The 21,425-nt window shown below is 62.8% G+C and carries 22 protein-coding genes; 10 read left to right on the top strand and 12 right to left on the bottom strand.

Going from position 1 to position 21,425, the window contains the following annotated elements; genetic code table 11:
• Positions 1-61: 61 nt before the first annotated feature.
• Together DEM27_RS17020 and DEM27_RS17015 are read left to right on the top strand one after the other, a co-directional pair.
• Positions 62-940: an ABC transporter permease gene (locus DEM27_RS17020; RefSeq protein ID WP_109459440.1), complete on the top strand. Its 879-nt coding sequence runs from the start codon at positions 62-64 to the stop codon at positions 938-940.
• Positions 937-1,731: an ABC transporter ATP-binding protein gene (locus tag DEM27_RS17015; protein ID WP_109459439.1), complete on the top strand. Its 795-nt coding sequence runs from the start codon at positions 937-939 to the stop codon at positions 1,729-1,731. Before DEM27_RS17020 ends, DEM27_RS17015 begins: the two co-directional genes overlap by 4 nt.
• Before the next feature lie 146 nt (positions 1,732-1,877).
• Here DEM27_RS17015 and DEM27_RS17010 read toward each other — a convergent pair whose 3' ends face one another.
• A complete protein-coding gene (locus DEM27_RS17010) occupies positions 1,878-2,741 on the bottom strand; it encodes an SDR family NAD(P)-dependent oxidoreductase (protein WP_109459562.1) in 864 nt (287 codons plus the stop codon).
• Between the two features lie 83 nt (positions 2,742-2,824).
• Here DEM27_RS17010 and DEM27_RS17005 point away from each other — a divergent pair, with 83 nt between their 5' ends.
• Both DEM27_RS17005 and DEM27_RS17000 read left to right on the top strand, forming a co-directional pair.
• Positions 2,825-2,938, top strand: coding sequence for a type II toxin-antitoxin system ParD family antitoxin (locus DEM27_RS17005; RefSeq protein WP_165823464.1), 114 nt, complete (start codon positions 2,825-2,827; stop codon positions 2,936-2,938).
• 447 nt (positions 2,939-3,385) lie between these two features.
• Positions 3,386-4,609 (top strand): argininosuccinate synthase, encoded by a 1,224-nt coding sequence (locus tag DEM27_RS17000; RefSeq protein WP_109459561.1) that lies wholly within the window; start codon positions 3,386-3,388, stop codon positions 4,607-4,609.
• Positions 4,610-4,767: 158 nt separating this feature from the next.
• On the opposite strand, the gene DEM27_RS16995 is transcribed toward DEM27_RS17000, so the two are convergent.
• Positions 4,768-5,214, bottom strand: a complete 447-nt coding sequence (locus DEM27_RS16995) for a MarR family winged helix-turn-helix transcriptional regulator (RefSeq protein ID WP_109459437.1) — start codon at positions 5,212-5,214, stop codon at positions 4,768-4,770.
• Positions 5,215-5,336: 122 nt separating this feature from the next.
• On the opposite strand from DEM27_RS16995, the gene DEM27_RS16990 reads away from it, so the two are divergent.
• Positions 5,337-5,978 (top strand): LysE family translocator, encoded by a 642-nt coding sequence (locus tag DEM27_RS16990; RefSeq protein WP_109459436.1) that lies wholly within the window; start codon positions 5,337-5,339, stop codon positions 5,976-5,978.
• Between the two features lie 70 nt (positions 5,979-6,048).
• Here DEM27_RS16990 and DEM27_RS16985 read toward each other — a convergent pair whose 3' ends face one another.
• Positions 6,049-6,480: a hypothetical protein gene (locus DEM27_RS16985; protein WP_109459435.1), complete on the bottom strand. Its 432-nt coding sequence runs from the start codon at positions 6,478-6,480 to the stop codon at positions 6,049-6,051.
• Positions 6,481-6,691: 211 nt separating this feature from the next.
• Here DEM27_RS16985 and DEM27_RS16980 point away from each other — a divergent pair, with 211 nt between their 5' ends.
• From DEM27_RS16980 to DEM27_RS16965, 4 genes are all read left to right on the top strand, one after another.
• Positions 6,692-8,794 (top strand): M3 family metallopeptidase, encoded by a 2,103-nt coding sequence (locus DEM27_RS16980; RefSeq protein WP_109459434.1) that lies wholly within the window; start codon positions 6,692-6,694, stop codon positions 8,792-8,794.
• Between the two features lie 148 nt (positions 8,795-8,942).
• On the top strand, positions 8,943-10,520 hold the full coding sequence (locus DEM27_RS16975) for an alkaline phosphatase D family protein (protein ID WP_109459433.1): 1,578 nt from the start codon (positions 8,943-8,945) through the stop codon (positions 10,518-10,520).
• A 122-nt stretch (positions 10,521-10,642) separates the two neighbouring features.
• Positions 10,643-12,463, top strand: a complete 1,821-nt coding sequence (typA, locus tag DEM27_RS16970) for a translational GTPase TypA (protein WP_109459432.1) — start codon at positions 10,643-10,645, stop codon at positions 12,461-12,463.
• Positions 12,464-12,657: 194 nt separating this feature from the next.
• Entirely contained in the window at positions 12,658-13,164 is a 507-nt protein-coding gene (locus DEM27_RS16965; RefSeq protein ID WP_109459431.1) for a GNAT family N-acetyltransferase, read from the top strand.
• Positions 13,165-13,225: 61 nt separating this feature from the next.
• Here the strand turns inward: DEM27_RS16965 and DEM27_RS16960 are convergent, their stop codons facing one another.
• Positions 13,226-13,840: a hypothetical protein gene (locus DEM27_RS16960; RefSeq protein ID WP_245445894.1), complete on the bottom strand. Its 615-nt coding sequence runs from the start codon at positions 13,838-13,840 to the stop codon at positions 13,226-13,228.
• Between the two features lie 215 nt (positions 13,841-14,055).
• Between DEM27_RS16960 and ppa the strand changes: the two genes are divergently transcribed.
• The gene (gene ppa, locus DEM27_RS16955) at positions 14,056-14,592 is read left to right on the top strand and encodes an inorganic diphosphatase (RefSeq protein WP_109459429.1); all 537 of its coding nucleotides are present in this window, start codon (positions 14,056-14,058) and stop codon (positions 14,590-14,592) included.
• 100 nt (positions 14,593-14,692) lie between these two features.
• Here ppa and DEM27_RS16950 read toward each other — a convergent pair whose 3' ends face one another.
• From DEM27_RS16950 to hemC, 8 genes are all read right to left on the bottom strand, one after another.
• The gene (locus DEM27_RS16950) at positions 14,693-15,013 is read right to left on the bottom strand and encodes a DUF167 domain-containing protein (protein WP_109459428.1); all 321 of its coding nucleotides are present in this window, start codon (positions 15,011-15,013) and stop codon (positions 14,693-14,695) included.
• Positions 15,010-15,300 carry a YggT family protein gene (locus DEM27_RS16945; protein WP_109459427.1) on the bottom strand — a complete coding sequence of 97 codons (291 nt, stop codon included), beginning with the start codon at positions 15,298-15,300 and terminating at the stop codon, positions 15,010-15,012. Before DEM27_RS16945 ends, DEM27_RS16950 begins: the two co-directional genes overlap by 4 nt.
• A gap of 218 nt (positions 15,301-15,518) precedes the next feature.
• Positions 15,519-16,244: a glutamine amidotransferase gene (locus tag DEM27_RS16935; RefSeq protein WP_109459425.1), complete on the bottom strand. Its 726-nt coding sequence runs from the start codon at positions 16,242-16,244 to the stop codon at positions 15,519-15,521.
• On the bottom strand, positions 16,234-16,716 hold the full coding sequence (locus tag DEM27_RS16930) for a tellurite resistance TerB family protein (protein ID WP_109459424.1): 483 nt from the start codon (positions 16,714-16,716) through the stop codon (positions 16,234-16,236). The genes DEM27_RS16935 and DEM27_RS16930 overlap by 11 nt, the downstream gene beginning before the upstream one ends.
• 21 nt (positions 16,717-16,737) lie before the next feature.
• Positions 16,738-18,360: a heme biosynthesis protein HemY gene (locus tag DEM27_RS16925; protein ID WP_109459423.1), complete on the bottom strand. Its 1,623-nt coding sequence runs from the start codon at positions 18,358-18,360 to the stop codon at positions 16,738-16,740.
• Between the two features lie 13 nt (positions 18,361-18,373).
• The gene (locus DEM27_RS16920; RefSeq protein WP_109459422.1) at positions 18,374-19,555 is read right to left on the bottom strand and encodes a COG4223 family protein; all 1,182 of its coding nucleotides are present in this window, start codon (positions 19,553-19,555) and stop codon (positions 18,374-18,376) included.
• Positions 19,556-19,646: 91 nt separating this feature from the next.
• Entirely contained in the window at positions 19,647-20,372 is a 726-nt protein-coding gene (locus tag DEM27_RS16915; RefSeq protein ID WP_109459421.1) for a uroporphyrinogen-III synthase, read from the bottom strand.
• Between the two features lie 51 nt (positions 20,373-20,423).
• Positions 20,424-21,353, bottom strand: a complete 930-nt coding sequence (gene hemC / locus DEM27_RS16910; protein WP_109459420.1) for a hydroxymethylbilane synthase — start codon at positions 21,351-21,353, stop codon at positions 20,424-20,426.
• Between the last annotated feature and the right edge of the window lie 72 nt (positions 21,354-21,425).

Here is a 21,425-nt window from a genome sequence, read left to right as displayed (position 1 = left end):
TCGTCTATTATAACGAGGTGCCTCGCCGGAGGGCGGGGCCAGAGAAGAAGGGCCGAAAACCGTGAGTGTGATCGCTTTTTGGGGAGCCGTGGAGCTGGGGCTGGTCTATGCCTTCGTCGCCCTCGGCGTCTATCTTGCCTTCCGGGTGCTCGATTTTCCCGATCTGACGGTCGACGGGTCCTTTCCGCTCGGCGCTGCCGTGACAGCGGTGCTGATCATCGCCGGTGTCAATGCCTGGCTGGCCGCGGCGATCGCCATGGTTGCCGGTGCGGCTGCCGGCATGGTGACGGCGCTGCTCAATGTGCGTTTCCGCATCCTCAACCTGCTTGCATCGATCCTCACGATGATCGCGCTGTTTTCGGTCAACCTGCGGGTGATGGGCAAGCCGAACGTGGCGCTGATCAATGCAGATACCATGCTCAGCCCGTTCTTCGGCCTGGGCCTGCGTGATTTTTATGTCCGTCCGCTGTTCGTCGGCATCCTCGTCGTCATAGCGCTCATCATCGTCTGGCGCTTCCTGGAAAGCGATGCCGGTCTGGCGATGCGGGCGACCGGTGCCAATGCGCGCATGGCGCGGGCGCAGGGCGTGTCCACCAGCCGGCAGATCTATCTCGGCATGGCGATCTCCAATGCGCTGGTGGCGCTCGGCGGCGCGCTGTTTGCCCAGACCAACGGGTTTGCCGACGTGACGTCGGGTGTCGGCACCATCGTCGTCGGGCTGGCGGCGGTCATTATCGGCGAGACGCTGCTCGGCGCCCGCGCCATCCTTCTGGCGTTGATCGGCTGCGTGCTCGGTTCGATCCTCTATCGCATCGCCATCCAGCTCGCTCTCTCGAGCGATGTGCTGGGACTGCAGGCCTCCGACCTCAATTTCGTCACCGCATTCCTCGTGACGATCGCCCTCATTCTTCCCCGCCTGCGCCGTGGAGGTGCCGCATGATCGCGCTCAAGGATATCAAGGTCGTCTTCGGCAAGGGCACGCCGCTGCAGAAGCAGGCGCTGAACGGCGTCAGCCTGACGATCGAGCAGGGTTCCTTCGTCACCGTCATCGGCTCGAACGGCGCCGGCAAATCGACGCTGCTCGGCGTTCTCGCCGGTGACGTGCTGGCGAGCGAAGGCCAGATCCTGATCGGCTCGACCGACGTCACCAAAGTAGCGACCGCCGGCCGCGCCGGCCTCGTCGCCCGCGTTTTCCAGGATCCGCTCACCGGTAGCTGCGGTGCGCTGTCGATCGAGGAAAACCTGGCGCTGGCGGCCCGTCGCGGCGAAAAGCGCGGCCTCAGCGCTGCGCTTGGCACGAAGCGTCGCGAGCATTTTCGCGAACGGATCGCCGAACTGAACCTTGGCCTCGAAAACCGCATGCGCGACCGCATGGACCTGCTCTCTGGCGGCCAGCGGCAGGCCGTGTCGCTGGTGATGGCGACGCTGGCCGGCTCCGAAGTGCTGCTGCTTGACGAACACACGGCCGCCCTCGATCCGGGCATGGCCGAATTCATCATGAAACTGACCCAAAAAATCGTTTCCGAACGCAAGCTGACGACGCTGATGGTGACGCATTCGATGCGCCAGGCACTCGATTTCGGCCACCGTACCGTGATGCTGCACGGTGGCGAAATCGTGCTGGATGTCGCCGGCGACAACCGCAAGAACCTGCAGGTCGAAGACCTGATCGACATGTTCCGCAAGATGCGCGGCGAAACGCTCGATGACGATGCGCTGCTGATCGGCTGAGACGTCAACCGCGGTCATTCCGGCATCGATCGCCCGGTGCCGGTTCATGAGGATACGGCAGGCCTTTTGCGTCTATCCGCGTCTGCAGACCTGAAGAACATCGTTCGTCGTCGCTTTGCCGAGCTTGCCGGTGGTGCGTCGCCCCGTCATTCTTTGCCGCGTGCGAGGAATGCCTTGAACCTGTCGGAGAACTCGATGTGCCAGCGCGACAGCGGCGGGCGGTTTTCGACGATATCGCCGGCGGCCCAGAGGATGCGGCGCTCGTCGGTGGCGCGGTCGACGTCATTGTCGGGGCAGAGGATGTAGAAATCGCCGCTTTCCACGCTCTTCATCATGAAAGCGATCGTTTCGTCCGCCGTCCAGGCGCCACCAGGCTTTTCCGTGCGGCCATTGGCGGTCAGGCCAGTGAAGACGAAGCCGGGGATCAGCAGGTGCGCGGTGACATTGCAGTTCTCGGTGTTGCGCAATTCGTGCTGCAAGGCTTCGGTGAAAACTTTGACGCCGGCTTTCGCGACATTGTAGGCCGGGTCGCCGGGCGGGGTGGTGATGCCCTGCTTCGAGCCGGTGTTGATGATGATGGCGGGGTCCTTGTGGGCGATCATGCCGGGCCCGAAGGTGCGCGTGCCGTTCACCACACCCATCAGGTTGACCCCCAGCACATTGTCCCAGGCGACCTGCGGGCCGAAGATTGACGAACCCGGCTGGATGCCGGCATTGTTCATCAGCACGTGGACACGGCCGAAACGCTGGACCACCGCCCGCTCCAGGGCTTCGAGTGAATCGAGCTTCGAGACATCCGTTTCGATGGCGGCGACGTGCTCCACGCCGCCTTCGGCAAGCGCCACGGTCTCTTCGCAGGCCTGTGCCAGCTTGTCTCCGCCGAGGTCGGCGAGCACGACGCTCATGCCGCGCCGTGCAAACTCCTTGGCGGCGGCAAGTCCGATGCCGGAGGCTGCACCGGTGACGACGGCCACGTTCGATTTGGCAAAAGCAGAATGGGTATCGGCCATGTCTTTGCTCCTTTCGCGGATCATTGTCGGCAGCGGCAGATATGGTATGTTTGCCGGATAAGTCAAACATACAGGATGTGGGTGTGGGCAAAGTGACATCCGTTGCCATCGATGAAGGCATGGGCGCCTTCACCGGCGAGCAGATCGACAAGGGACGGTTCCGCACGGCCGAGGACGTCGTGGACGCGGCCCTGTAACTGCTGCGGCGGGAAGCGGAGATCGAGGCCATCAAGGGAGCGATCACCGAGGGGGAGCCCAAGGCGCGCCAGGATATCGAGGTGATCTGGCGTTACACGATGGAGAAATGGTCTGCTACACAGGCCGATCTTTCGATTATGGTGACCTCATAACCTGCTTTTCCGATCTGGCAAACAGCAGCAGGCATGGCCGGAGCATCGACAGCATTAAACCCGGTTATCGAGCCTTCGCATGTGGTTCCCATTCACAATCTACAAGGAAACCGTCAGCAACGTCCGCATCATCCGTATCCTGCATCGCCGTATGAATAACGGTGCGCATCTCTGACGCGCAGAAGCGGCCGGTTGTGCGCGGTTTTCCTTGCTTACGGCGACAATCTCGATAAAAGTGCCGGCCATTCGAAAGGCGGCGCGAGCCGCCTCAGGCTCTCAGACGGACCCTTCACCATGGCATCACACAAAGACGTAAAGAAAGTCGTCCTCGCCTATTCCGGCGGCCTCGACACCTCGATCATCCTGAAATGGCTGCAGACGGAACTCGGCGCGGAGGTCGTCACCTTCACCGCCGATCTCGGCCAGGGCGAAGAGCTGGAGCCGGCGCGCAAGAAGGCCGAGATGCTCGGCATCAAGGAAATCTACATCGAGGATGTGCGCGAGGAATTCGTCCGCGACTTCGTCTTCCCGATGTTCCGCGCCAATGCGGTCTATGAAGGCGTCTACCTGCTCGGCACGTCGATCGCCCGCCCGCTGATCTCCAAGCACCTCATCGACATCGCCCGCAAGACCGGCGCCGATGCCATCGCCCACGGCGCGACCGGCAAGGGCAACGACCAGGTGCGTTTCGAGCTTTCGGCCTATGCGCTCAACCCCGACATCAAGATCATCGCGCCGTGGCGCGACTGGTCGTTCAAGAGCCGCACCGACCTGCTCGACTTTGCCGAAAAGCACCAGATTCCGGTCGCCAAGGACAAGAAGGGCGAAGCGCCGTTCTCCGTCGATGCCAACCTGCTGCACTCCTCCTCGGAAGGCAAGGTTCTGGAAGATCCGGCCCAGGAAGCTCCTGAATACGTGCATATGCGCACGATTTCCCCGGAAGCGGCTCCCGACCAGGCGACGGTCATCAAGATCGGTTTCGAGCGCGGCGATGCCGTCTCCATCAACGGCGTGCGCATGACGCCGGCGACGCTGCTGGCTGCACTCAACAACTACGGCCGTGACAACGGTATCGGCCGTCTCGATCTCGTCGAGAACCGCTTCGTCGGCATGAAGTCGCGTGGGGTCTACGAGACGCCTGGCGGCACGATCCTGCTTGCCGCGCACCGCGCCATCGAATCCATCACGCTCGACCGCGGTGCAGCGCACCTGAAGGACGAGTTGATGCCGCGTTATGCCGAACTGATCTATTACGGCTTCTGGTTCTCGCCGGAACGCCAGATGCTGCAGGCCGCCATCGACCTGTCGCAGAAGGATGTCGAAGGCGAAGTGACCCTGAAGCTCTACAAGGGCAACGTCATGGTCATTGGCCGCGAAAGCGAAAAGTCGCTGTATTCCGACAAGCTCGTCACCTTCGAGGACGACCAGGGCGCCTATGACCAGAAGGACGCAGCCGGCTTCATCAAGCTGAACGCGCTGCGCCTGCGCACGCTTGCCAAGCGCAACCTCGGCAAATAAGCCGAGGCAAGCGTTTGGCGATCTTTCAGATTCGCCCTCACGCTTTTGCGCGACATGCTGTAAGGCATCCGGGAAACGAAAAAGCCGCGGGATCGTTCTCGCGGCTTTATATCTGAAATCGTGTTTCCCGGCCCTGAGCGGGACGGTGTGAAAAACCCTTACCGTGCCATCTTCTGCAGGTTGTTGCGGAACGTGCCGAGCGCTTCCTGCATCAGAAGCTTGGTTTCCTCGCCGATGCCACGGGTCGCTTCGGCCATCAGCGACTGCAGTTCGATATTGATGGAATCGATCATCGAGTCCGACGTCTCCGTCAGAACGATCTTCTTGGCGCGGCGGTCCGCCGGGTCCTGCTGCCGCTCGATCAGGCCGGAGGCCTGCAGCTTGTCGAGGAACGTACAGACGGTCATCGGTTCCACGCCCATGCGTGCCGCCAGGTCGAGTTGGCGGCTGCCGTTGTCCATGGCGACATGCAGCAACGTGCGCGCCTCGCCAGGCGTGAGGTTGAGACCGGCATCGGCAATGCGCTTTTCGAACGTCATGCGCATCAGTCGCGCACTGTCAGTGATGAGAAAACCCAGGGAGTCTGCACTAAGCTTTTTTGGCATCTATATCGTTTCGCCGCGACACGCGGCCAGTTGCGAATTTTAATCGAATGGTTGCGCTTCAGTGTGGAGCACTTGACGAAAGTTTCAAGCCCCTTACTCTGTGCATAGCAAGGGAAATTTTCATGTCGCAGACTTTATTAACGGGCGCATTTCTGGCAGCCCTCTTCTATGTACTTATTCCGGGTCCTGCATTTCTTGCCTTGCTCGGTATTGGTGCAGGCCAGGGGCGCAAGGCGGGTGCGCTGTTCATGATGGGCCATCTGATCGGCGATCTTTTGTGGTCGTCGCTGGCTCTCGTCGCCATCGTCGGCGCCCGCACCGTCGGTACGACGGTGTTCGACATTCTCGGTGTCTTCTGCGGGCTTTATCTCGCCTGGATCGGCTGGTCGGCGCTGAATGCCAAGCCGCGGGCGCCCGGACAGGCGCTGATGGTGGTGGAGCGTCCGCTGCAGCGTGGTCTCATCTTCGGTGTGACCAATCCGAAAGGATATCCTGTGGCGCTGGCGACCTTCACCGCGCTTCTGGCCGGTTCGGCCGATGCGCTGGAACTGGAAACGTTGCCGATGCTGCTCGGCGTATCGCTCGTCGGGTTTCTGGTCGCCGATGCCATCCTGATCGCCATCATCGGCGCCCGCATCGTCCGGCAGTTCTATCGGGCGCACGAGCGGCTGATCGTGCGTCTGTCCGGGGTGCTGTTCATGGGATTTGCGGTGCAGGCCCTGTGGCACGCGGCGCCGGGCCTGTTGGGATGGCGCAAACCCTGACGGGATCTTTTTCGCTGGCCGAGGGCAATTTCGCCAATGGTGACTCGCGGTTCGGCGCGCGGCGTGGCGTTTACCGGCCGTTGCCGATGAAGCTCATGATCGAGCGCAGCACTTCGGCAGAGGACCCGCTGCCGATGGACATGGCGATGTCCAGCTGGCTTTCGTAATAATCGCGAAAATTGAACGGCGTGTTGTCGCCTATATCCGACAAGTCGACGATTCGGCCGTTGACGTCGATGGTCTGCATCGGCAGGCCTTCGGAAATCGTCGCGAAGGTCTCCTGATCGATGAGGCCGTCTTCCAGGCCGACGCGCGCAACTTCGCGCAGATCCCGCGGCGTCATCGACGAGAAATCGAGGTTTGAAGCGTTTTGCTCCGATGTCTGCGCTGCGTTGGAAACGGGATTGGCCGTTTCGATTTCAATGCCGGGCGTCTTGGTATTTTTATTGGTGCTGTTTCGGAATGTACTATTGTAGTAAGAACGTAATGAATAAATCTCCATGGCAAAAAAATCCTTCGCGCCGGATATGCCTGCAATTTTACCGTCTATTGCGCAGTAGCGTCAATCGTTAACAAATCGTTAATTTTTGTATATGATTTCTTGCCTGCTATTTTTGGGAGAACGCCTGGTTCGGCCTTGTCGCCGCCGGTAGGAAATCGGTTTCGCATCGCCTATATAAGCGGCATCATTTTGCAGGCCGAAGGAATGACCGATGCCGTCTCATGCCGATCTCAATGCCTCCCTCAATCCCGCGCTTGTCGAATGGAACGGCCTGCATGGCTTGCCGCGATTCGATGCGGTCAGTGACGGCGATTTCGCGCCGGCCTTCGATGCGGCGTTGGCCGACCATGAGGCGGAGATCGATGCGATTGCCGGCAATGCCGAGCCGGCAAGCTTTGCCAATACCATCGTGGCGCTCGAAATTGCCGGCGACAATCTTTCCCGCGTCTCCGCGCTGTTCTGGAATCGCGCCGGCGCCCATACCAACGAGGCGATCCAGGCGCTGGAGCGCGAGATCGCGCCAAAAATGTCGCGGCATTATTCGAAGATCGGCATGAACGCCGTATTGTTTGCCCGCATCGACGCGCTGTGGGAAAGCCAGGCGGCGCTTGGCCTGACACTGGAAGAACAGCGGGTGCTGGAACGCCACTGGAAAGGTTTCGTCAAGTCCGGTGCCAAGCTTCCCAAGGCCGAGCAGGACCGGTTGGCGGCCATTAATGAGGAACTGGCCGGCCTTGGCGCCAGGTTCGGCCAGAACGTGCTGGGCGATGAAAAAGGCTGGTTCCTGATGCTGAACGGCGAAGCGGAACTGGCGGGCCTGCCGGAATTCGTGCGCGACGCCATGGCGGCGGCTGCCGTCGAACGCGGCGAACCGGGCAAATATGCCGTGACGCTGTCACGTTCGATCATCGAGCCGTTCCTGACCTTTTCGGATCGCCGCGACCTGCGCGAGCAGGCATTCAGAGCCTGGACGGCGCGCGGCGCCAATGGCGGCGACACCGACAACCGGGCGATCGTCGAAAAGACTTTGGCGTTGCGGGCCGAAAAGGCGAAGCTCCTGGGATACGACAATTTCGCCGCGTTGAAGCTCGACAACACCATGGCCAAGACCGCGGATGCCGTCAACGACCTGTTGCGCAAGGTCTGGGCCCGGGCGGTGGCGCGGGCGCGCGAGGAGGAAACGGAACTGGCCGCCGTGATTGCCGGCGAAGGCAAGAACCACGGGGTCAAGCCGTGGGACTGGCGCCACTACGCCGAAAAGCTGCGGGCCGAACGCTTCAACTTCTCGGAGGCGGAGCTGAAGCCCTATCTGCAGCTCGAAAAGATCATCGAGGCGTGCTTCGACGTGGCGCAGCGGCTGTTCGGCATCCGCGCCGTCGAGAGGAAGGGCGTTCCCGCCTATCATCCCGATGTCCGCCTCTTCGAGATCCGCGATGCGGCGGACAGGCTGGTCGCCCTGTTCCTCGGCGATTATTTCGCGCGGTCCTCGAAACGGTCGGGCGCCTGGATGAGCTCCTTCCAGTCGCAGCACAAGCTGCCGCTCAAGAACGGCGCCATCGGCGAGCTGCCGATCATCTACAATGTCTGCAACTTCGCCAAGCCGGCGGAAGGCAAGCCGGCGCTGCTGTCGCTGGACGACGCCCGCACGCTGTTCCACGAATTCGGCCATGCTTTGCATGGCATGCTATCCAACGTCACTTATCCCAGCGTTTCCGGCACCGGCGTGTCGCGCGATTTCGTCGAACTGCCCTCGCAGCTCTACGAACACTGGCTGACGGTGCCGGATATCCTCAAGACATATGCGGTGCATTTCGAGACCGGCGAGCCGATGCCGCAATCGCTGCTCGACAAGGTGCTTGCGGCCCGCACCATCAATGCCGGCTTCAATACCGTCGAATTCACCTCCTCGGCGCTGGTCGACATGGCGTTCCACACCCGCCCGGCGGGCGGTGACCCGATGGCGGTGCAGGCCGAGGTGCTTTCGGACATCGGCATGCCGGACGCGATCGTCATGCGCCATGCGACGCCGCACTTCCAGCATGTGTTTGCCGGCGACGGCTATTCCGCCGGATACTATTCCTACATGTGGTCGGAAGTTCTGGATGCCGATGCCTTCGCCGCCTTCGAGGAAACCGGCGATGCCTTCGATCCCGTCATGGCCGGACGCCTCAAGGACAACATCTATTCCGTCGGCGGCTCGATCGATCCGGAAGAGGCCTACAAGGCCTTTCGCGGCAAGCTGCCCAGCCCGGATGCGATGCTGAAGAAGAAGGGGCTTTCCACCTTCGACGAGCTTTCCGGCTCCGATGCATAATTGGGCCGCGCACCAGGGGCGCGTAACAAAATTGTAGCGAAAGCTTATAAAAATCGTCACCGGACGGTTAAGCGGCTGACACAAGCGGCCGCCAAGGCTCTCCACACGGGCGGATGATTCGTCCGTGTGACATCGGAGAGCCAGAATCATGTCAGCCGTCTCCCTGACCCGTCGCCGCTTCCTGTCCTCCATGAGCGCGGTCGGCGGTTTTGCCGTCGCCAGCCTGGCGATGCCTTACGTGGCGCGGGGCACGGCCAGCCGGCCGGTGTTCACCTCCGGCGTGCAATCGGGCGATGTCGATGCGACGTCCGGCATGATCTGGACGCGGGTGGACCGGCCTTCGCGGATCAGCATCGAATATTCGACGACCGAGCGGTTCGCCAACGCGACGCGGCTGGCGCCGGTCGATGTCGGGCCGGAGACGGATTTCACCCTGAAGACGCTGTTGGCCGACCTGCCGCCGGACCAGGATATTTTCTATCGTTTCGTCGCCGCCGACCTGCAGGAGATCAACGCCGTTTCCAATGCGGTGCGCGGCCAGTTCCGCACGGCGCCGAGCGAGCGGCGCGACGTGCGTTTCATCTGGTCGGGCGATACGGCGGGGCAGGGCTGGGGCATCGACGACGACGGCATGCGCACCTACCGCACGATCGCCGCCCACCGCCCCGATTTCATGATCCATTCCGGCGACACGATTTATGCCGACAATCCGATGCCGGACGAAATCCGGCTGCGCGACGGTTCGGTCTGGAAGAATCGCATCGTCACCGATGAAAAACGAGAGGTAGCGCGCACGCTCGACGAATTTCGCGGCCAGTGGAAATACAATCTGCTCGATGAGCATGTGCGCGACCTGCTCGCCCATTGCCCGGTCTTCCACCAGTGGGACGATCATGAGGTGCTGAACAACTGGTCGCCGTCCTCCGATCTTCGCGACGATGCGCGGTATGCCGGGCTGACTGTCGGGGAACTGGCCGCCCGCTCGTCGCGGGCTTTTCATGAGATGACGCCGATCCGTTATGTCGCCGAAGAGCCGGGACGGATTTTCCGCAAGGTCTCCTACGGTCCGCTGCTGGATGTGTTTTTCGTCGATTTGCGCTCCTATCGCGGGCCGAATACCCATGGGCTCGATCCGGTGCTGACGGACAGGTCGCGCATCCTCGGCGAAAAGCAGGTGGCCTGGCTGAAGCGGGAGCTCGCCCGCTCGGATGCTACCTGGAAGGTGATCTCCTGCGACATGCCGATCAGTCTCGTCATTTGGGACGACTACGGTAAAAAAAAGGGATCGGAAGCCGTCGCCAATGGCGATAATGGCGCGCCGCTCGGCCGGGAACTGGAGTTTGCCGATCTCCTGCGTTTCATTCGCGATGCCGGCATCGCCAACATCATCTGGCTGACGGCGGATGTGCATTACACCGCCGCCCACCACTACGATCCGGCACGGGCCGCCTTCAAGGAGTTTTTGCCGTTCTGGGAGTTCGTTTCCGGCCCCCTGCATTCCGGTACTTACGGGCCGCAGCAGCTGGACATGACCTTTGGTCCGGAAGTGCGTTTCATCAGGTCGGCACCCGGCGGCATCGAGCAGAACCTGCCGCCTTCCGCCGGCCTGCAGTTCTTCGGCATCGTCGATCTCGACGGGCAGACGGAGCAGCTGACGGTGCGCCTGATGGACCGCAACGACGTGGAACTTTGGAGAATAAGCCTCGATCCGGCCGTGGCGAGTTAACCCTTGCTGCGGTCCTCTATGCCCTCCCCCCTTTCGCAAACGCAAAAAACAGGCTATGAGCGCGCCAAATGTAATTGGCGCTTCATTCCCTTTTTCGCGCCCAAGCCTCAGAGATTGACAATATGGCACTTCGCAACATCGCGATCATCGCGCACGTTGACCATGGGAAAACGACCCTCGTCGACGAGCTCCTGAAGCAGTCCGGCTCGTTCCGTGAAAACCAGCGCGTCGCCGAACGCGTGATGGACTCGAACGATATCGAAAAGGAACGCGGCATCACCATCCTCGCCAAGGCGACCTCGGTCGAATGGAAGGGGCACCGCATCAACATCGTCGACACGCCCGGCCACGCCGATTTCGGCGGCGAGGTGGAGCGTATCCTGTCGATGGTGGACGGCGCGATCGTTCTCGTCGACTCGTCGGAAGGGCCGATGCCGCAGACGAAATTCGTCGTCGGCAAGGCACTGAAGGTCGGTTTGAAGCCGATCGTCGCGATCAACAAGATCGACCGTCCGGACGGCCGCCACGAGGAAGTGCTGAACGAGGTGTTCGACCTGTTCGCCAATCTCGACGCCACCGACGAGCAGCTCGATTTCCCGGTCCTCTACGGTTCGGGCCGCAACGGCTGGATGAACGTCAACCCGGAAGGCCCGACCGACCAGGGCATGGCGCCGCTGCTCGATCTGGTGCTGAAGCATGTACCGGAGCCCACGGTTGCAGAAGGCCCGTTCCGCATGATCGGCACGATCCTCGAAGCCAACCCCTTTCTCGGCCGCATCATCACCGGCCGCATTCACTCGGGCTCGATCAAGCCGAACCAGACCGTCAAGGTTATCGGCCAGGACGGCCATCTGATCGAAAACGGCCGCATCTCGAAGATCCTCGCCTTTCGCGGCATCGAGCGCACGGCGATCGATGAAGCCCATGCCGGTGACATCGTTGCGATTGCCGGCCTCACCAAGGGCACCGTTGCCGACACGTTCTGCGACCCCTCGATTTCCGAAGCGCTGAAGGCGCAGCCGATCGACCCGCCGACCGTGACCATGTCCTTCATCGTCAACGATAGCCCGCTCGCCGGCACCGAAGGCGACAAGGTGACGAGCCGCGTCATCCGTGACCGCCTGTTCAAGGAAGCCGAAGGCAACGTCGCGCTGAAGATCGAGGAGTCGGGTGAGAAGGATTCGTTCTTCGTCTCGGGCCGCGGCGAACTCCAGCTCGCCGTGCTCATCGAGACCATGCGTCGCGAGGGCTTCGAGCTTGCCGTGTCGCGTCCGCGCGTCGTCATGCACAAGGACGAGGCGACCGGCGAGATGCTCGAGCCGATCGAAGAAGTCGTCATCGACGTCGATGAGGAGCATTCCGGCGTCGTCGTGCAGAAGATGTCCGAGCGCAAGGCCGAGATGGTCGAGTTGCGCCCGTCCGGCGGCAACCGCGTCCGCCTCGTGTTCTTCGCACCGACGCGTGGCCTGATCGGCTACCAGTCGGAACTTCTGACCGACACGCGCGGCACGGCCGTCATGAACCGCCTGTTCCACAATTACCAGCCTTACAAGGGCGAGATCGGTGGCCGGGTCAACGGCGTGCTGCTCTCCAACGAGTCGGGTGAAGCCGTCGCCTACGCGCTGTTCAACCTGGAAGACCGCGGCCCGATGGTCATCGATGCCGGCGAGAAGGTCTATGCCGGCATGATCGTCGGCATCCACACGCGTGACAACGACCTCGAGGTCAACGTGCTGAAGGGCAAGAAGCTCACCAACATCCGCGCCGCCGGCAAGGACGAAGCCGTCCGCCTGACGCCGCCGATCAAGATGACGCTGGAGCGGGCGCTCTCCTGGATCCAGGACGACGAACTGGTGGAAGTGACGCCGAAGTCGATCCGCCTGCGCAAGCTCTACCTCGATCCGAACGAGCGCAAGCGCTTCGAAAAGCAGCGTTACGCCTGAGATCGATAGCAGGCACTTGATGAACCCCGGCTCCGGCCGGGGTTTTTATTGTGCGCTATGGTCATTCTCCCCTTGTCGAATTCCTTAAAAACGCGTTAAATTTTAGATATGTCCACGGGAAAAGCCTGTGGGAAGAACTTCATCGGCAATGATTGCCGGTGGCGGTTTGGTTATGGCAGGACCAAAGTGGCGTTATGAAGACGTTGTCGATTGAGATTCGGAGGGCTGAGCCGCAGGATGCCCGCGCGATTGCCGATGCGCATCGCCAGGCCTGGCAGCATACCTATGGCGGCATCATTCCCCATCGCCCCCTGACCGACATGCTCGAACGCCGCGGCGAAAGCTGGTGGCGGAAGGCGACGCGCGGCCCGGCAACCCTGCTCGTCGCGGATGTTGCGGGAACGATCGCGGGCTATGCGACCCTGGGGCTCAACCGCGCCCGCTCCCTGCCGCAGGAAGGCGAGATCTACGAAATCTATCTTCGCCCGGAATATCAGGGCATCGGCCTCGGTTACCGTCTCTTCGGGGAGGCACGCCGGCTCCTGAAGACGCTGGGCTGCAACGGCATGGTCGTCTGGTGCCTGGAAGAAAGCGAACATGCCGACCGGTTCTTCCGCTCCAACGGCGGCATGGACATTGCCGAAGGCATGGAAGCCTTCGGGGAAACTTCGCTGAAGAAGATCGGTTTCGCCTGGAACTGATCCGCTTTGTCCGATGCGTTGCGATTTTGTGCTCGAGCAGTACTTCCGCTGCAATCCCGGATTATTCGGGAAGGTGACGTGACGGTTCGCTTGCGCGTTCGCCCCGTTCTCCGTGAAAAGCCGGCTCGTCCTGTCCGCAGGTGAAGTTGGCGGCCATGTCGTCAGCCACCTGGCGGGCGAGACCGTTGGCATCTTTGTTTGCGAGGGCATCGACATAAGCTGCGACACAGCCGGATTCGTCGTCCGGCTGAGCGACACGGGAAATGACCAGGACCTGCCCTTCGAGCGCTTTTGTCGGCATGCCCGTTTCCGGGTCGAGATTGGAAATGAAATAGCGCAAGATGGCCGCGACCGGCGTTCCGCTGTCGTCGATGCGCCATTCGATCTTCTTGCCGACGTAGTTGAACATACCGAAGCTTTCGAAGCCACCGTCGAGGTAGGATTGGCTGACCGGACCGAAAAACACCGACTGGCGGGCATCGCCTTCCTTGAAATAGACCGGGTAACCATCGAGGCCGCGGCATTTCAGCGAGACGCTGCTCCCTTCTTCCTCATTGCTTGAAAGCGTGTTGCATCTGTCGGTGTTCATGTCGGTGTAGCTGCTCTCGTTGGCGCCGGCCGTGGCGGCGCAGAGCATGAGCATGGCAAAACACATACCGACCCGGATCATAGTCATCGCAAAACCCCCGTTTCCTGCTGCTTCGACGCAACGCCCGGCGCGCTTATTCGTTCGGCTCGACCGGTTTGCCATCCCTCTTCACGCTACAGCCCTTCGCTTGGCGGCGCGATGACTATTTCAGGTGGTCCGCTTCGTTCGAAAAGCCGTGTTGCGTTGCGGAATGAAAGCGATTATCTGCACAGCGATCTCTCCCTTACCCCCTGGAGGCCTGCATGCGCATCGACGCAATTTCCATCGGCAAGAACCCGCCGAACGACATCAATGTGATCGTAGAAGTTCCGGTCGGCGGCCAGCCGATCAAGTACGAGATGGACAAGGAAGCGGGCACGCTGGTCGTCGACCGTTTCCTCTATACGCCGATGACCTATCCCGGCAATTACGGTTTCGTGCCGCACACGCTCTGTGAAGACGGCGATCCGCTCGACGTCCTGATCTGCAATACCCGTCCGCTGGTTCCCGGCTGCGTCATCAACGTCCGCCCGATCGGCGTGATGATGATGGAAGACGACGGCGGCAAGGACGAGAAGGTTCTGGCCGTGCCGGTTCCGAAGCTGACGCGCCGCTACGACAAGGTGCAGAACTACACCGACCTGCCGGAAATCACCCTCAAGCAGATCGAGCACTTCTTTACGCATTACAAGGATCTGGAGCCCGGCAAGTGGGTGAAGATCGGCGATTGGCTGGATGTCGATGCCGCCCGGCGCATCATCCTCGAATCGATCGAGCGCGCCCAGGACGCGAAGGGCTGAGCCTTTGCGCGTTTCTTCGAAGCGCGAAAAGGCTCTATCTTCTGTTTCTACGCAATTCCAGACGCAAAACCGCTGCGCACTTTTGCTGGAATTGCTCTGATCAGCCCTCCGCGGCCAGCCGGTCGATCCGCAAGCACAAATTCTCCGCATCGCCGTCGATGCGGAGGATTTTTTTACGCGCGGTCTCGCCTGAAACCAGGGAAATCTTGGATTTCGCAATGCCCAGCCGCTTGGCGACCAGTGCGATCAGCGCCTTGTTCGCCTTGCCTTTCTCCGGGACCGCGGTGACGCGTGCCTTGAGCAGCGGCAGCCCGTCTGCATCCGCCTCGATGCCTTCGATCGCGTCGCGCCCGCTGTTCGGCGTCAGGCGAAGGGAGAGGCGGATGTGATCGGCAAACACCTGGTAGGGCGGCCGGCTCAAGCGACCATGGGATAGATTGTGTTCCACATCAGCGAGCGGATGAAGAAGATGATCAGAAGCAGGATGATCGGCGAAATGTCGATGCCGCCGAGATTGGGCAGCAGCCGCCGGATCGGCCGCAGCACCGGATCGGTGACATTGTAGAGGAACAGCGTCACCGAATTGACGAACTGGTTGTTGGCATTGATGACGTTGAAGGCATAGAGCCAGGAAAACACGGCACTGGCGATCAGGATCCAGGTATAAATATTCAAAGCCAGATCAATGGTTTGAAAAAGCGCGAGCATCGGCGTCTCCAATTCGTTGTTGACAGACATGTAGACATTGGCGAGTTAACGGGCAAGAGCCGCGGCCGATGGCAAGATGAATCATGTTTAACGCGCCGCTTTCGACCGGCATGGCCGGCAACTGGCTTCGGCACGCTTGCCGTCTCGATCATCTGGGCGATGGGTTTTCCGCAGCTGCGTCGCATCGATGCGCTCGACGCGCCCCGGCGGATCGGCGATCAGCGCTGAAGGTTTTCGGCGAAGACCAGGTCGAGGAAGGTCGACAGCCAGGAGCGCAGCGGCGCGTCGTGCAGGAAGCGGCCGTCGAGATGCGCCTTGCCGAGCTGGGCGTTGGGCATCGTAAAGCGATGCGCGCCGTGGACCACCCAGCGATGCATCATGGCGCGGGTCAGCTCGGCGTGGAACTGCAGGCCCCAGGCCGTCTCGCCGTAGCGGAAGGCCTGATGGGGATAGACGTCGCCTTCCGCCAGAAGCTCGGCGCCGGCCGGCAGGTCGAAGCCTTCGCGGTGAAAATGATAGACCATTTGCGGCCAGGGCAGCAGCGCCTTGCCGCTTTCGGTAGCGCGTAGCGGATACCAGCCGATTTCCGTCAGCCCGTCCCTGTGGCTGGCGACGGTGCCGCCAAGATGGCGCACCAGCATCTGCGCGCCGAGGCAGATGCCGAGATAGGGCCGGCGCTCCTTCAAGGGCACGCCGAGCCAGTCGATCTCGCGCTTGACGAAATCATCCGGGTCGTTGGCGCTCATCGGCCCGCCGAAAACGACGGCGCCCGCATGGTTTTCCAGCGTCACCGGCAGCGGATCGCCGAGCACCGGCCGGCGGATGTCGAGGTGGTATCCCTTCTCCACCAGCATCTGGCCGACGCGGCCGGGACTGGACCGCTCCTGGTGCAAGACGATCAGCACCGGCGGCTTGCGATGCGGTGACGCAGGGTCAATGATCATCGCCGCCTCCGGCGCTTTCCGGCGCACGGGCGGCGGCCTGACGGCGCTGGGTGATACGGTCATTGCCCGAAATGCCGAGCAGGTCGGCGATGCGCCAGATGACGTGGTCTTCCATCTCGTTGCGCACGCCGTCGGCATAAACGATGTCCCAGAGGATACCGATCAGTTCGATCCGCTGGTTCTCGTCGAGGTGCCGTTTCAGGTCGGCGGTGAAGCGATAATAATCGACGGCCTCGTTGCCGGCTTCGCGGCCGGCCTCGATCAGCGCATCGAGCTTGCTGCCGTCGAGATCGTAATGTTCGCGCAGCAGCGAGCGGAGCTTTGTGGTTTCGCTGTCCGAAACCAGGCCATCCGCCTCCATCACCTGGGTGCAGAGCGCGGCCACGGCGATCAATGGATCGCCGGGGGCAAATTCGCTGGTGGAGCGGCTGGTTGTCAGGCTTTGGAAAAACGTCTGCAGGCGCTCCAGCATCGGGTGTCGGTCCTCAAGGGTTCAGAAGAGACGCAAGCGCGTCTTGGAATCGGTTTCGCTGTCGCGGTTCTTGACGCCGGGATCATCCGGCGGGCGGCCGAAGAAAGGATCCGGTGCCGGTTTTTCCCTGGTGGCGACCGTCTCCGCCTTTTCGGTCTTTACCAGCTTTACCGGCGGCTGTTCGCGCAGCGGTTCGGCAATGAGAGTTTCCGTTCGCGCCGGAACCACCTCGGCCTCGATCACCTTCTCCTCTTCCGGAAACGGCTCCGGTTCGGACTCGACGGCGCTGAGCGGCGGCAGCGAGCGCAGCGCCTGTTCGCCGTTCGACAGCGAGCCGTCCTCGACCGGCCCGTCGAGCTGGCCGAAGGGCGCCTTCCATTCGAAGGCGTCCAGCCGGCCGGTGACTGGCGATACCGGCAGCCATTTGTCGGAAACGAAACCGTCGGCGACCCAGGCCGGATCGCGCGGCGCCCTGAGGGCCTGGGCGAGCCAGTGGCGGATACGGCCCTGGTCGCCGGTCTCGGCCTCCTCGATATCGGCGAGCAGCAGGAAGACGCCTTCGCGCGCATCCATGCGGGCGGCGGCCTCGGCCTTGGCGCGGGCGCGCCCGAACTGCCTGGCATCGAGTGCCGCGCGGGCGACGACGAGCAGCGATTCGACATTGTTGGGTTTCAGCGCTTCCAGCCGGTCGGCGCGCTTCAGCCGGTCGAGCACGCTGTCGCCGCTGCGGGCGCGGACATAGGCGCGGCCGATCTCGGCATCCGGCGCCATCTTCCACACCTGTTCCAGCACGGCGGAGGCCTTGCGGGTGTTGTCCTCGCGGAAATAGCTCCTGGCGGCGATCAGGGCGGCCGGAACCAGCCCGGGCGCAAGCTTCAGCGCCGCGAGCGCATCGTTGCGGGCGGCCTTCGGATCGGCTTCCAGCAGGTCGCCGGCACGCGCCGTCAAAAGCACGGCCTTGGTGCGTTCGGCGGCCTTCTTGTCGAGCACATGGGCGACGCGCTGCTGCTCCAGCAACCGGATCGCATCGTCCCAATGGCCTGCCTGACAGCGATATTCCAGCGTCGCCTGCGCCGCCCAGGGCAGGTAGGGCGCCTTTTCTGCGGCCTGCTCGGCATATTGCCGCGCCGCCTCGTTGGCGCCGAGCCGGCGGGCTTCGAGATAGAGGCCGCGCAAGCCGAGTTCGCGGGTTTCGGGATCGTCGGCCATCAGCTCGAATTTTTTCCGTGCCGCATCGTGCTTGCCTTCGATCAGCGCGGTCTGGGCTTCCAGCAGGTGAATGAGCGGTTCCTGGTCGGCGCTGATCAGGCCGCGGCTGCGGGCGGCCATCTTGGCGGCGAGAACGGCATTGCCGGCACCGGCGGCGATCAGCCCGGTCGACAGCGCCTGGTAGCCGCGGTCACGCTTGCGGGCGCGAAAATAGCGGGTGACGGAATGCGGCGAGGTCCAGATGGTGCGCACCAGCCACCAGACGATCATGACGGCGGCGACAAGCGCCACCACCAGGCTGGCGGCAACCATCAGGCTCATCTCGACGAGTTTGCCCTGCCAGAGGATGGAGAGCTCGCCTGGCCTGTCGGCAAGCCAGGAAAAGCCGAAACCGAGAGCGAGAACGAGGACGGCAAATATGAGAATTCTGATCATGTCGTCCTGGGCCTCAGATCTGTTTGTTGCCGGCGGTCACCGCCGCATTGACGAGGTCTTCGATCTGCATGCGATCGTCGAGCGCTTTCTTGAAGCCGGCGGCGGCGGTCTTGCCTGCCTCAGGCAGGCCGTCCCATTCGGCAACGGCTGCCTTGAGGTCGCCACGCTTCACCTTGTCTTCGATCCGGGCGATCACCGCTTCCGGTGCCGTGCCTTCGACGTTGCCGACATCGCGCACGGTCACCAGCGACAGGGCGCTGGTCAGCAGGCGGTCGCCAAGTCCGGCATCCGGATCGGGCTGGTTGATGGCTTCCAGGATCGCCGGGGCGGCGGTCTCGAACTCTTTGACGAGGTCGGCGCGGGACGCCACGCCTGCGGCTGCGAACGGCTGCAGGCTGGCCACGGCCGGATCGTCGGGGCTGACGCTGGCCAGCGTCTCCAGTTCGGTGACGAACGGGCCGCCGCGATCGATCGCCGCCTTGATGGCCGTCAGCGCGATGGTGCGGGCGACGGTGCCGTCGTTCTGCGGCTCGGACAGCTTCTTTTCGATGGCGTCGAGGCGTTGCGTCAGCTGGCTGGCGCCGCTCTGTGCCTCGCCGGCGGCACTGGAGAGGCGGTCGACGGTTTCCGTCAGGCCGGTTAGCTTGTCCTGCAGGGCGGAGACGGCGCCGTCGTCACCGGCCGCGGCCGGGCTGGCGGCAGCGTGTTCCAGGGCCGCAAGGCGCTGCTCGATAGCGCTGGTATCGGCCTGCGGGGCGGGGGTCGAAGCCAGCGTCGCGACCTTTGCCTTCAGCGCCGCGATCTCGCTGGTCAGCGCCGAATTGTCGATGGCAGGCGAAGCGCCGGGGAAATATCCGGCATATTGCATGCTGCCGGCACCGGCGAGCGCGACGATGCCGCCGAAGATGCCGGCAGCGATCAAGGCTGCCGTTGCCGGCTGTTGCCGCGGCTTTTCCACCGGCCGTTCGGGTTCGAAGACGGGCCGTGCTGCCTCGGCTTCCGGTTGCGGACGGTCGGCGGCATCGGCGGCGTTCTCGACGGTTTCCGCCTGTTCGACGGTCCCGGTCTCGACCTCTGCCGGCGGCTCGTCGGCGAGCCGGGATTTTTCCGCCTCGGTCACGTCTTCCGCGGACAGGTCGATGGTGACCGGTTCCTCGGGCGTTTTGGAGTGGCGTGACGGATCTTCCGGAATCATGGCTACCTCTTCTTCCATGCGCTGCAACAAAACTAGTCAGCAAAACCTGCCAAGAAAAGGCCTTCGCGAAATTTTGCGGCCTTTGCATGGTTCAGACAAGGTAAAGAAGATCGTCTTCCTCCGGAGATGCGGCAACGCCGATCTGCGTATCGAATTGCGGCGGCACGGCGTTTGCGATGTTGCGGCTGAGGCAGAGGAAGCGCGTCCGGCTGAGCGCGGCCTGGTCGCGGAGGAACACCGGCAGGCTGAAAAACCGCTCGACATTTTCCCGCGAGTAAAAAAGCACCACGTCGACAGGGCGCTCCACCAGGGTCTGGCGAAGATCGTCGGGGTCATGGTCGATCGGCAGCATGTGGTAACATTCGACAGTGCGGAAGGCGATGGCCGTCTCCGCCAGCGCCCGCTCGAAACCGGCGGCCCGCGGCCGGCCGGCGAGATAAAGCAGGGGATCGGCGGGGGTGCCGTGCCTGGCGAAATGATCTGCGATCAGGGCGGCAAGCTCCACGCCGCTGCCATCGGCGGAACGGGCTGCGGTGAAGCCGGCGTTCCGGGCCGCGGCGGCGGTCGCCTTGCCGACGGTGAAAAGCGTGGCGGCGCGATGCGGATCGAGCCCGTCCTCAAGCTTCGACAGGGCGCGAACCGCTTCGGCGCTGGTGATCGCCAGGGCGCCGTAGGGCTTTTCCAGCGCCCGTCTGGCGGCAAGCACGTCGTGGGTCGGCGCGGTCAACGGCAGCACCACCGGCACGTGGCCGCGCTGGCGCAGTCGCTCCGCGGTGCGGTGGCCGGAAAGATGCGGCCGAGTAACGATCACGCGCATGAAACCCTCCTTGCCGGTGTGTGGCCTGCTACCGGCGTTTCCGGAATTGCGTCAGCCCCATCCTTCGAAGAAAGCCGCACCGGCATCGTGACGCACCTTTTCGCCGGCGTCGTAGCCCAGCTTTTCGGCGGCGTTGCGTTTTCCGCTCATCTCCACCCGGTGCGACTGGCTGCCGTCCGGGCTCAAAACCATGCCGGAAAAATGCAGGTCTTCCCCGTCGCAGGTGGCATAACCGGCGATCGGGGTCCGACAGGAGCCGTCGAGCGCCGACAGGAAGGCACGTTCGCAGGTCACGGCGTCGAAGGTCGGTGCGTGGTTGATGGCCGACAGCAGGGCCTGGATCCGGTCGTCACTGACGCGGCTTTCGATGCAGATCGCGCCCTGCGCCGGGGCAGGGGGGAATTCCGCGGGGTCGAGCAGCTCGGTGACGATATCCGGCTTGCCGAGCCGCTTGAGGCCGGCAAAGGCGAGCAGCGTCGCATCTACCTGGCCTTCGGCCAGCTTGCGCAGCCGCGTATCGACGAGGCCGCGAAAGGTGATGACGTTGATATCCGGCCGCAGCCGGCGGATGAGCGCCTGCCGGCGCAGCGACGACGAGCCGACGGTGGCGCCCTCGGGCAGTTCGGTCAACTTCGGCGCGGTACGGCCGACCACGGCGTCGCGCGGATCTTCGCGCGGCAGGAAGGCGGAGAGGTGCAGGCCTTCCGGCAGCGTCGTCGGCATGTCCTTGGAGGAATGCACGGCGATATCCAGGTCGCCGGAGGTCAGCTGTTCCTCCAGCTCCTGGGTGAACAGGCCCTTGCCGCCGATTTCGGAAAGGGAACGGTCGGTGATCCGGTCGCCGGTGGTCGACAGCACGACGATCTCGAACATGTCGCCGGCAAAGCCGTGCGCCGCCATCAGCCGGTCTCGGGCTTCGTGGGCCTGGGCGAGCGCCAGCGGGCTGCCGCGCGTACCGATCCGGAAAGGTTTTGTTTGCATCCGCTCTGATCCGTTGTTACCGACAGTCTCCATAGAACAGGTTCACATGCGACTGCAATCCGACGACGACCC

It is taken from the genome of Rhizobium album (assembly GCF_003122325.1).
Taxonomy (GTDB): Bacteria; Pseudomonadota; Alphaproteobacteria; order Rhizobiales; family Rhizobiaceae; genus Metarhizobium; species Metarhizobium album.
This window is presented reverse-complemented; position numbering and strand designations above follow the sequence as displayed.

What these genes read in the sequence shown, in the direction of transcription:
- DEM27_RS17015 (WP_109459439.1), top strand. Translation starts at nt 937, where the DNA reads ATGATCGCGCTCAAGGATATCAAGGTCGTCTTCGGCAAGGGCACGCCG.
- DEM27_RS17010 (WP_109459562.1), bottom strand. Translation starts at nt 2,741, where the DNA reads ATGGCCGATACCCATTCTGCTTTTGCCAAATCGAACGTGGCCGTCGTC.
- DEM27_RS17000 (WP_109459561.1), top strand. Translation starts at nt 3,386, where the DNA reads ATGGCATCACACAAAGACGTAAAGAAAGTCGTCCTCGCCTATTCCGGC.
- DEM27_RS16995 (WP_109459437.1), bottom strand. Translation starts at nt 5,214, where the DNA reads ATGCCAAAAAAGCTTAGTGCAGACTCCCTGGGTTTTCTCATCACTGAC.
- DEM27_RS16990 (WP_109459436.1), top strand. Translation starts at nt 5,337, where the DNA reads ATGTCGCAGACTTTATTAACGGGCGCATTTCTGGCAGCCCTCTTCTAT.
- DEM27_RS16985 (WP_109459435.1), bottom strand. Translation starts at nt 6,480, where the DNA reads ATGGAGATTTATTCATTACGTTCTTACTACAATAGTACATTCCGAAAC.
- DEM27_RS16980 (WP_109459434.1), top strand. Translation starts at nt 6,692, where the DNA reads ATGCCGTCTCATGCCGATCTCAATGCCTCCCTCAATCCCGCGCTTGTC.
- DEM27_RS16975 (WP_109459433.1), top strand. Translation starts at nt 8,943, where the DNA reads ATGTCAGCCGTCTCCCTGACCCGTCGCCGCTTCCTGTCCTCCATGAGC.
- typA (WP_109459432.1), top strand. Translation starts at nt 10,643, where the DNA reads ATGGCACTTCGCAACATCGCGATCATCGCGCACGTTGACCATGGGAAA.
- DEM27_RS16965 (WP_109459431.1), top strand. Translation starts at nt 12,658, where the DNA reads ATGAAGACGTTGTCGATTGAGATTCGGAGGGCTGAGCCGCAGGATGCC.
- DEM27_RS16960 (WP_245445894.1), bottom strand. Translation starts at nt 13,840, where the DNA reads ATGACTATGATCCGGGTCGGTATGTGTTTTGCCATGCTCATGCTCTGC.
- ppa (WP_109459429.1), top strand. Translation starts at nt 14,056, where the DNA reads ATGCGCATCGACGCAATTTCCATCGGCAAGAACCCGCCGAACGACATC.
- DEM27_RS16945 (WP_109459427.1), bottom strand. Translation starts at nt 15,300, where the DNA reads ATGCTCGCGCTTTTTCAAACCATTGATCTGGCTTTGAATATTTATACC.
- DEM27_RS16935 (WP_109459425.1), bottom strand. Translation starts at nt 16,244, where the DNA reads ATGATCATTGACCCTGCGTCACCGCATCGCAAGCCGCCGGTGCTGATC.
- DEM27_RS16930 (WP_109459424.1), bottom strand. Translation starts at nt 16,716, where the DNA reads ATGCTGGAGCGCCTGCAGACGTTTTTCCAAAGCCTGACAACCAGCCGC.
- DEM27_RS16925 (WP_109459423.1), bottom strand. Translation starts at nt 18,360, where the DNA reads ATGATCAGAATTCTCATATTTGCCGTCCTCGTTCTCGCTCTCGGTTTC.
- DEM27_RS16920 (WP_109459422.1), bottom strand. Translation starts at nt 19,555, where the DNA reads ATGATTCCGGAAGATCCGTCACGCCACTCCAAAACGCCCGAGGAACCG.
- DEM27_RS16915 (WP_109459421.1), bottom strand. Translation starts at nt 20,372, where the DNA reads ATGCGCGTGATCGTTACTCGGCCGCATCTTTCCGGCCACCGCACCGCG.
- hemC (WP_109459420.1), bottom strand. Translation starts at nt 21,353, where the DNA reads ATGCAAACAAAACCTTTCCGGATCGGTACGCGCGGCAGCCCGCTGGCG.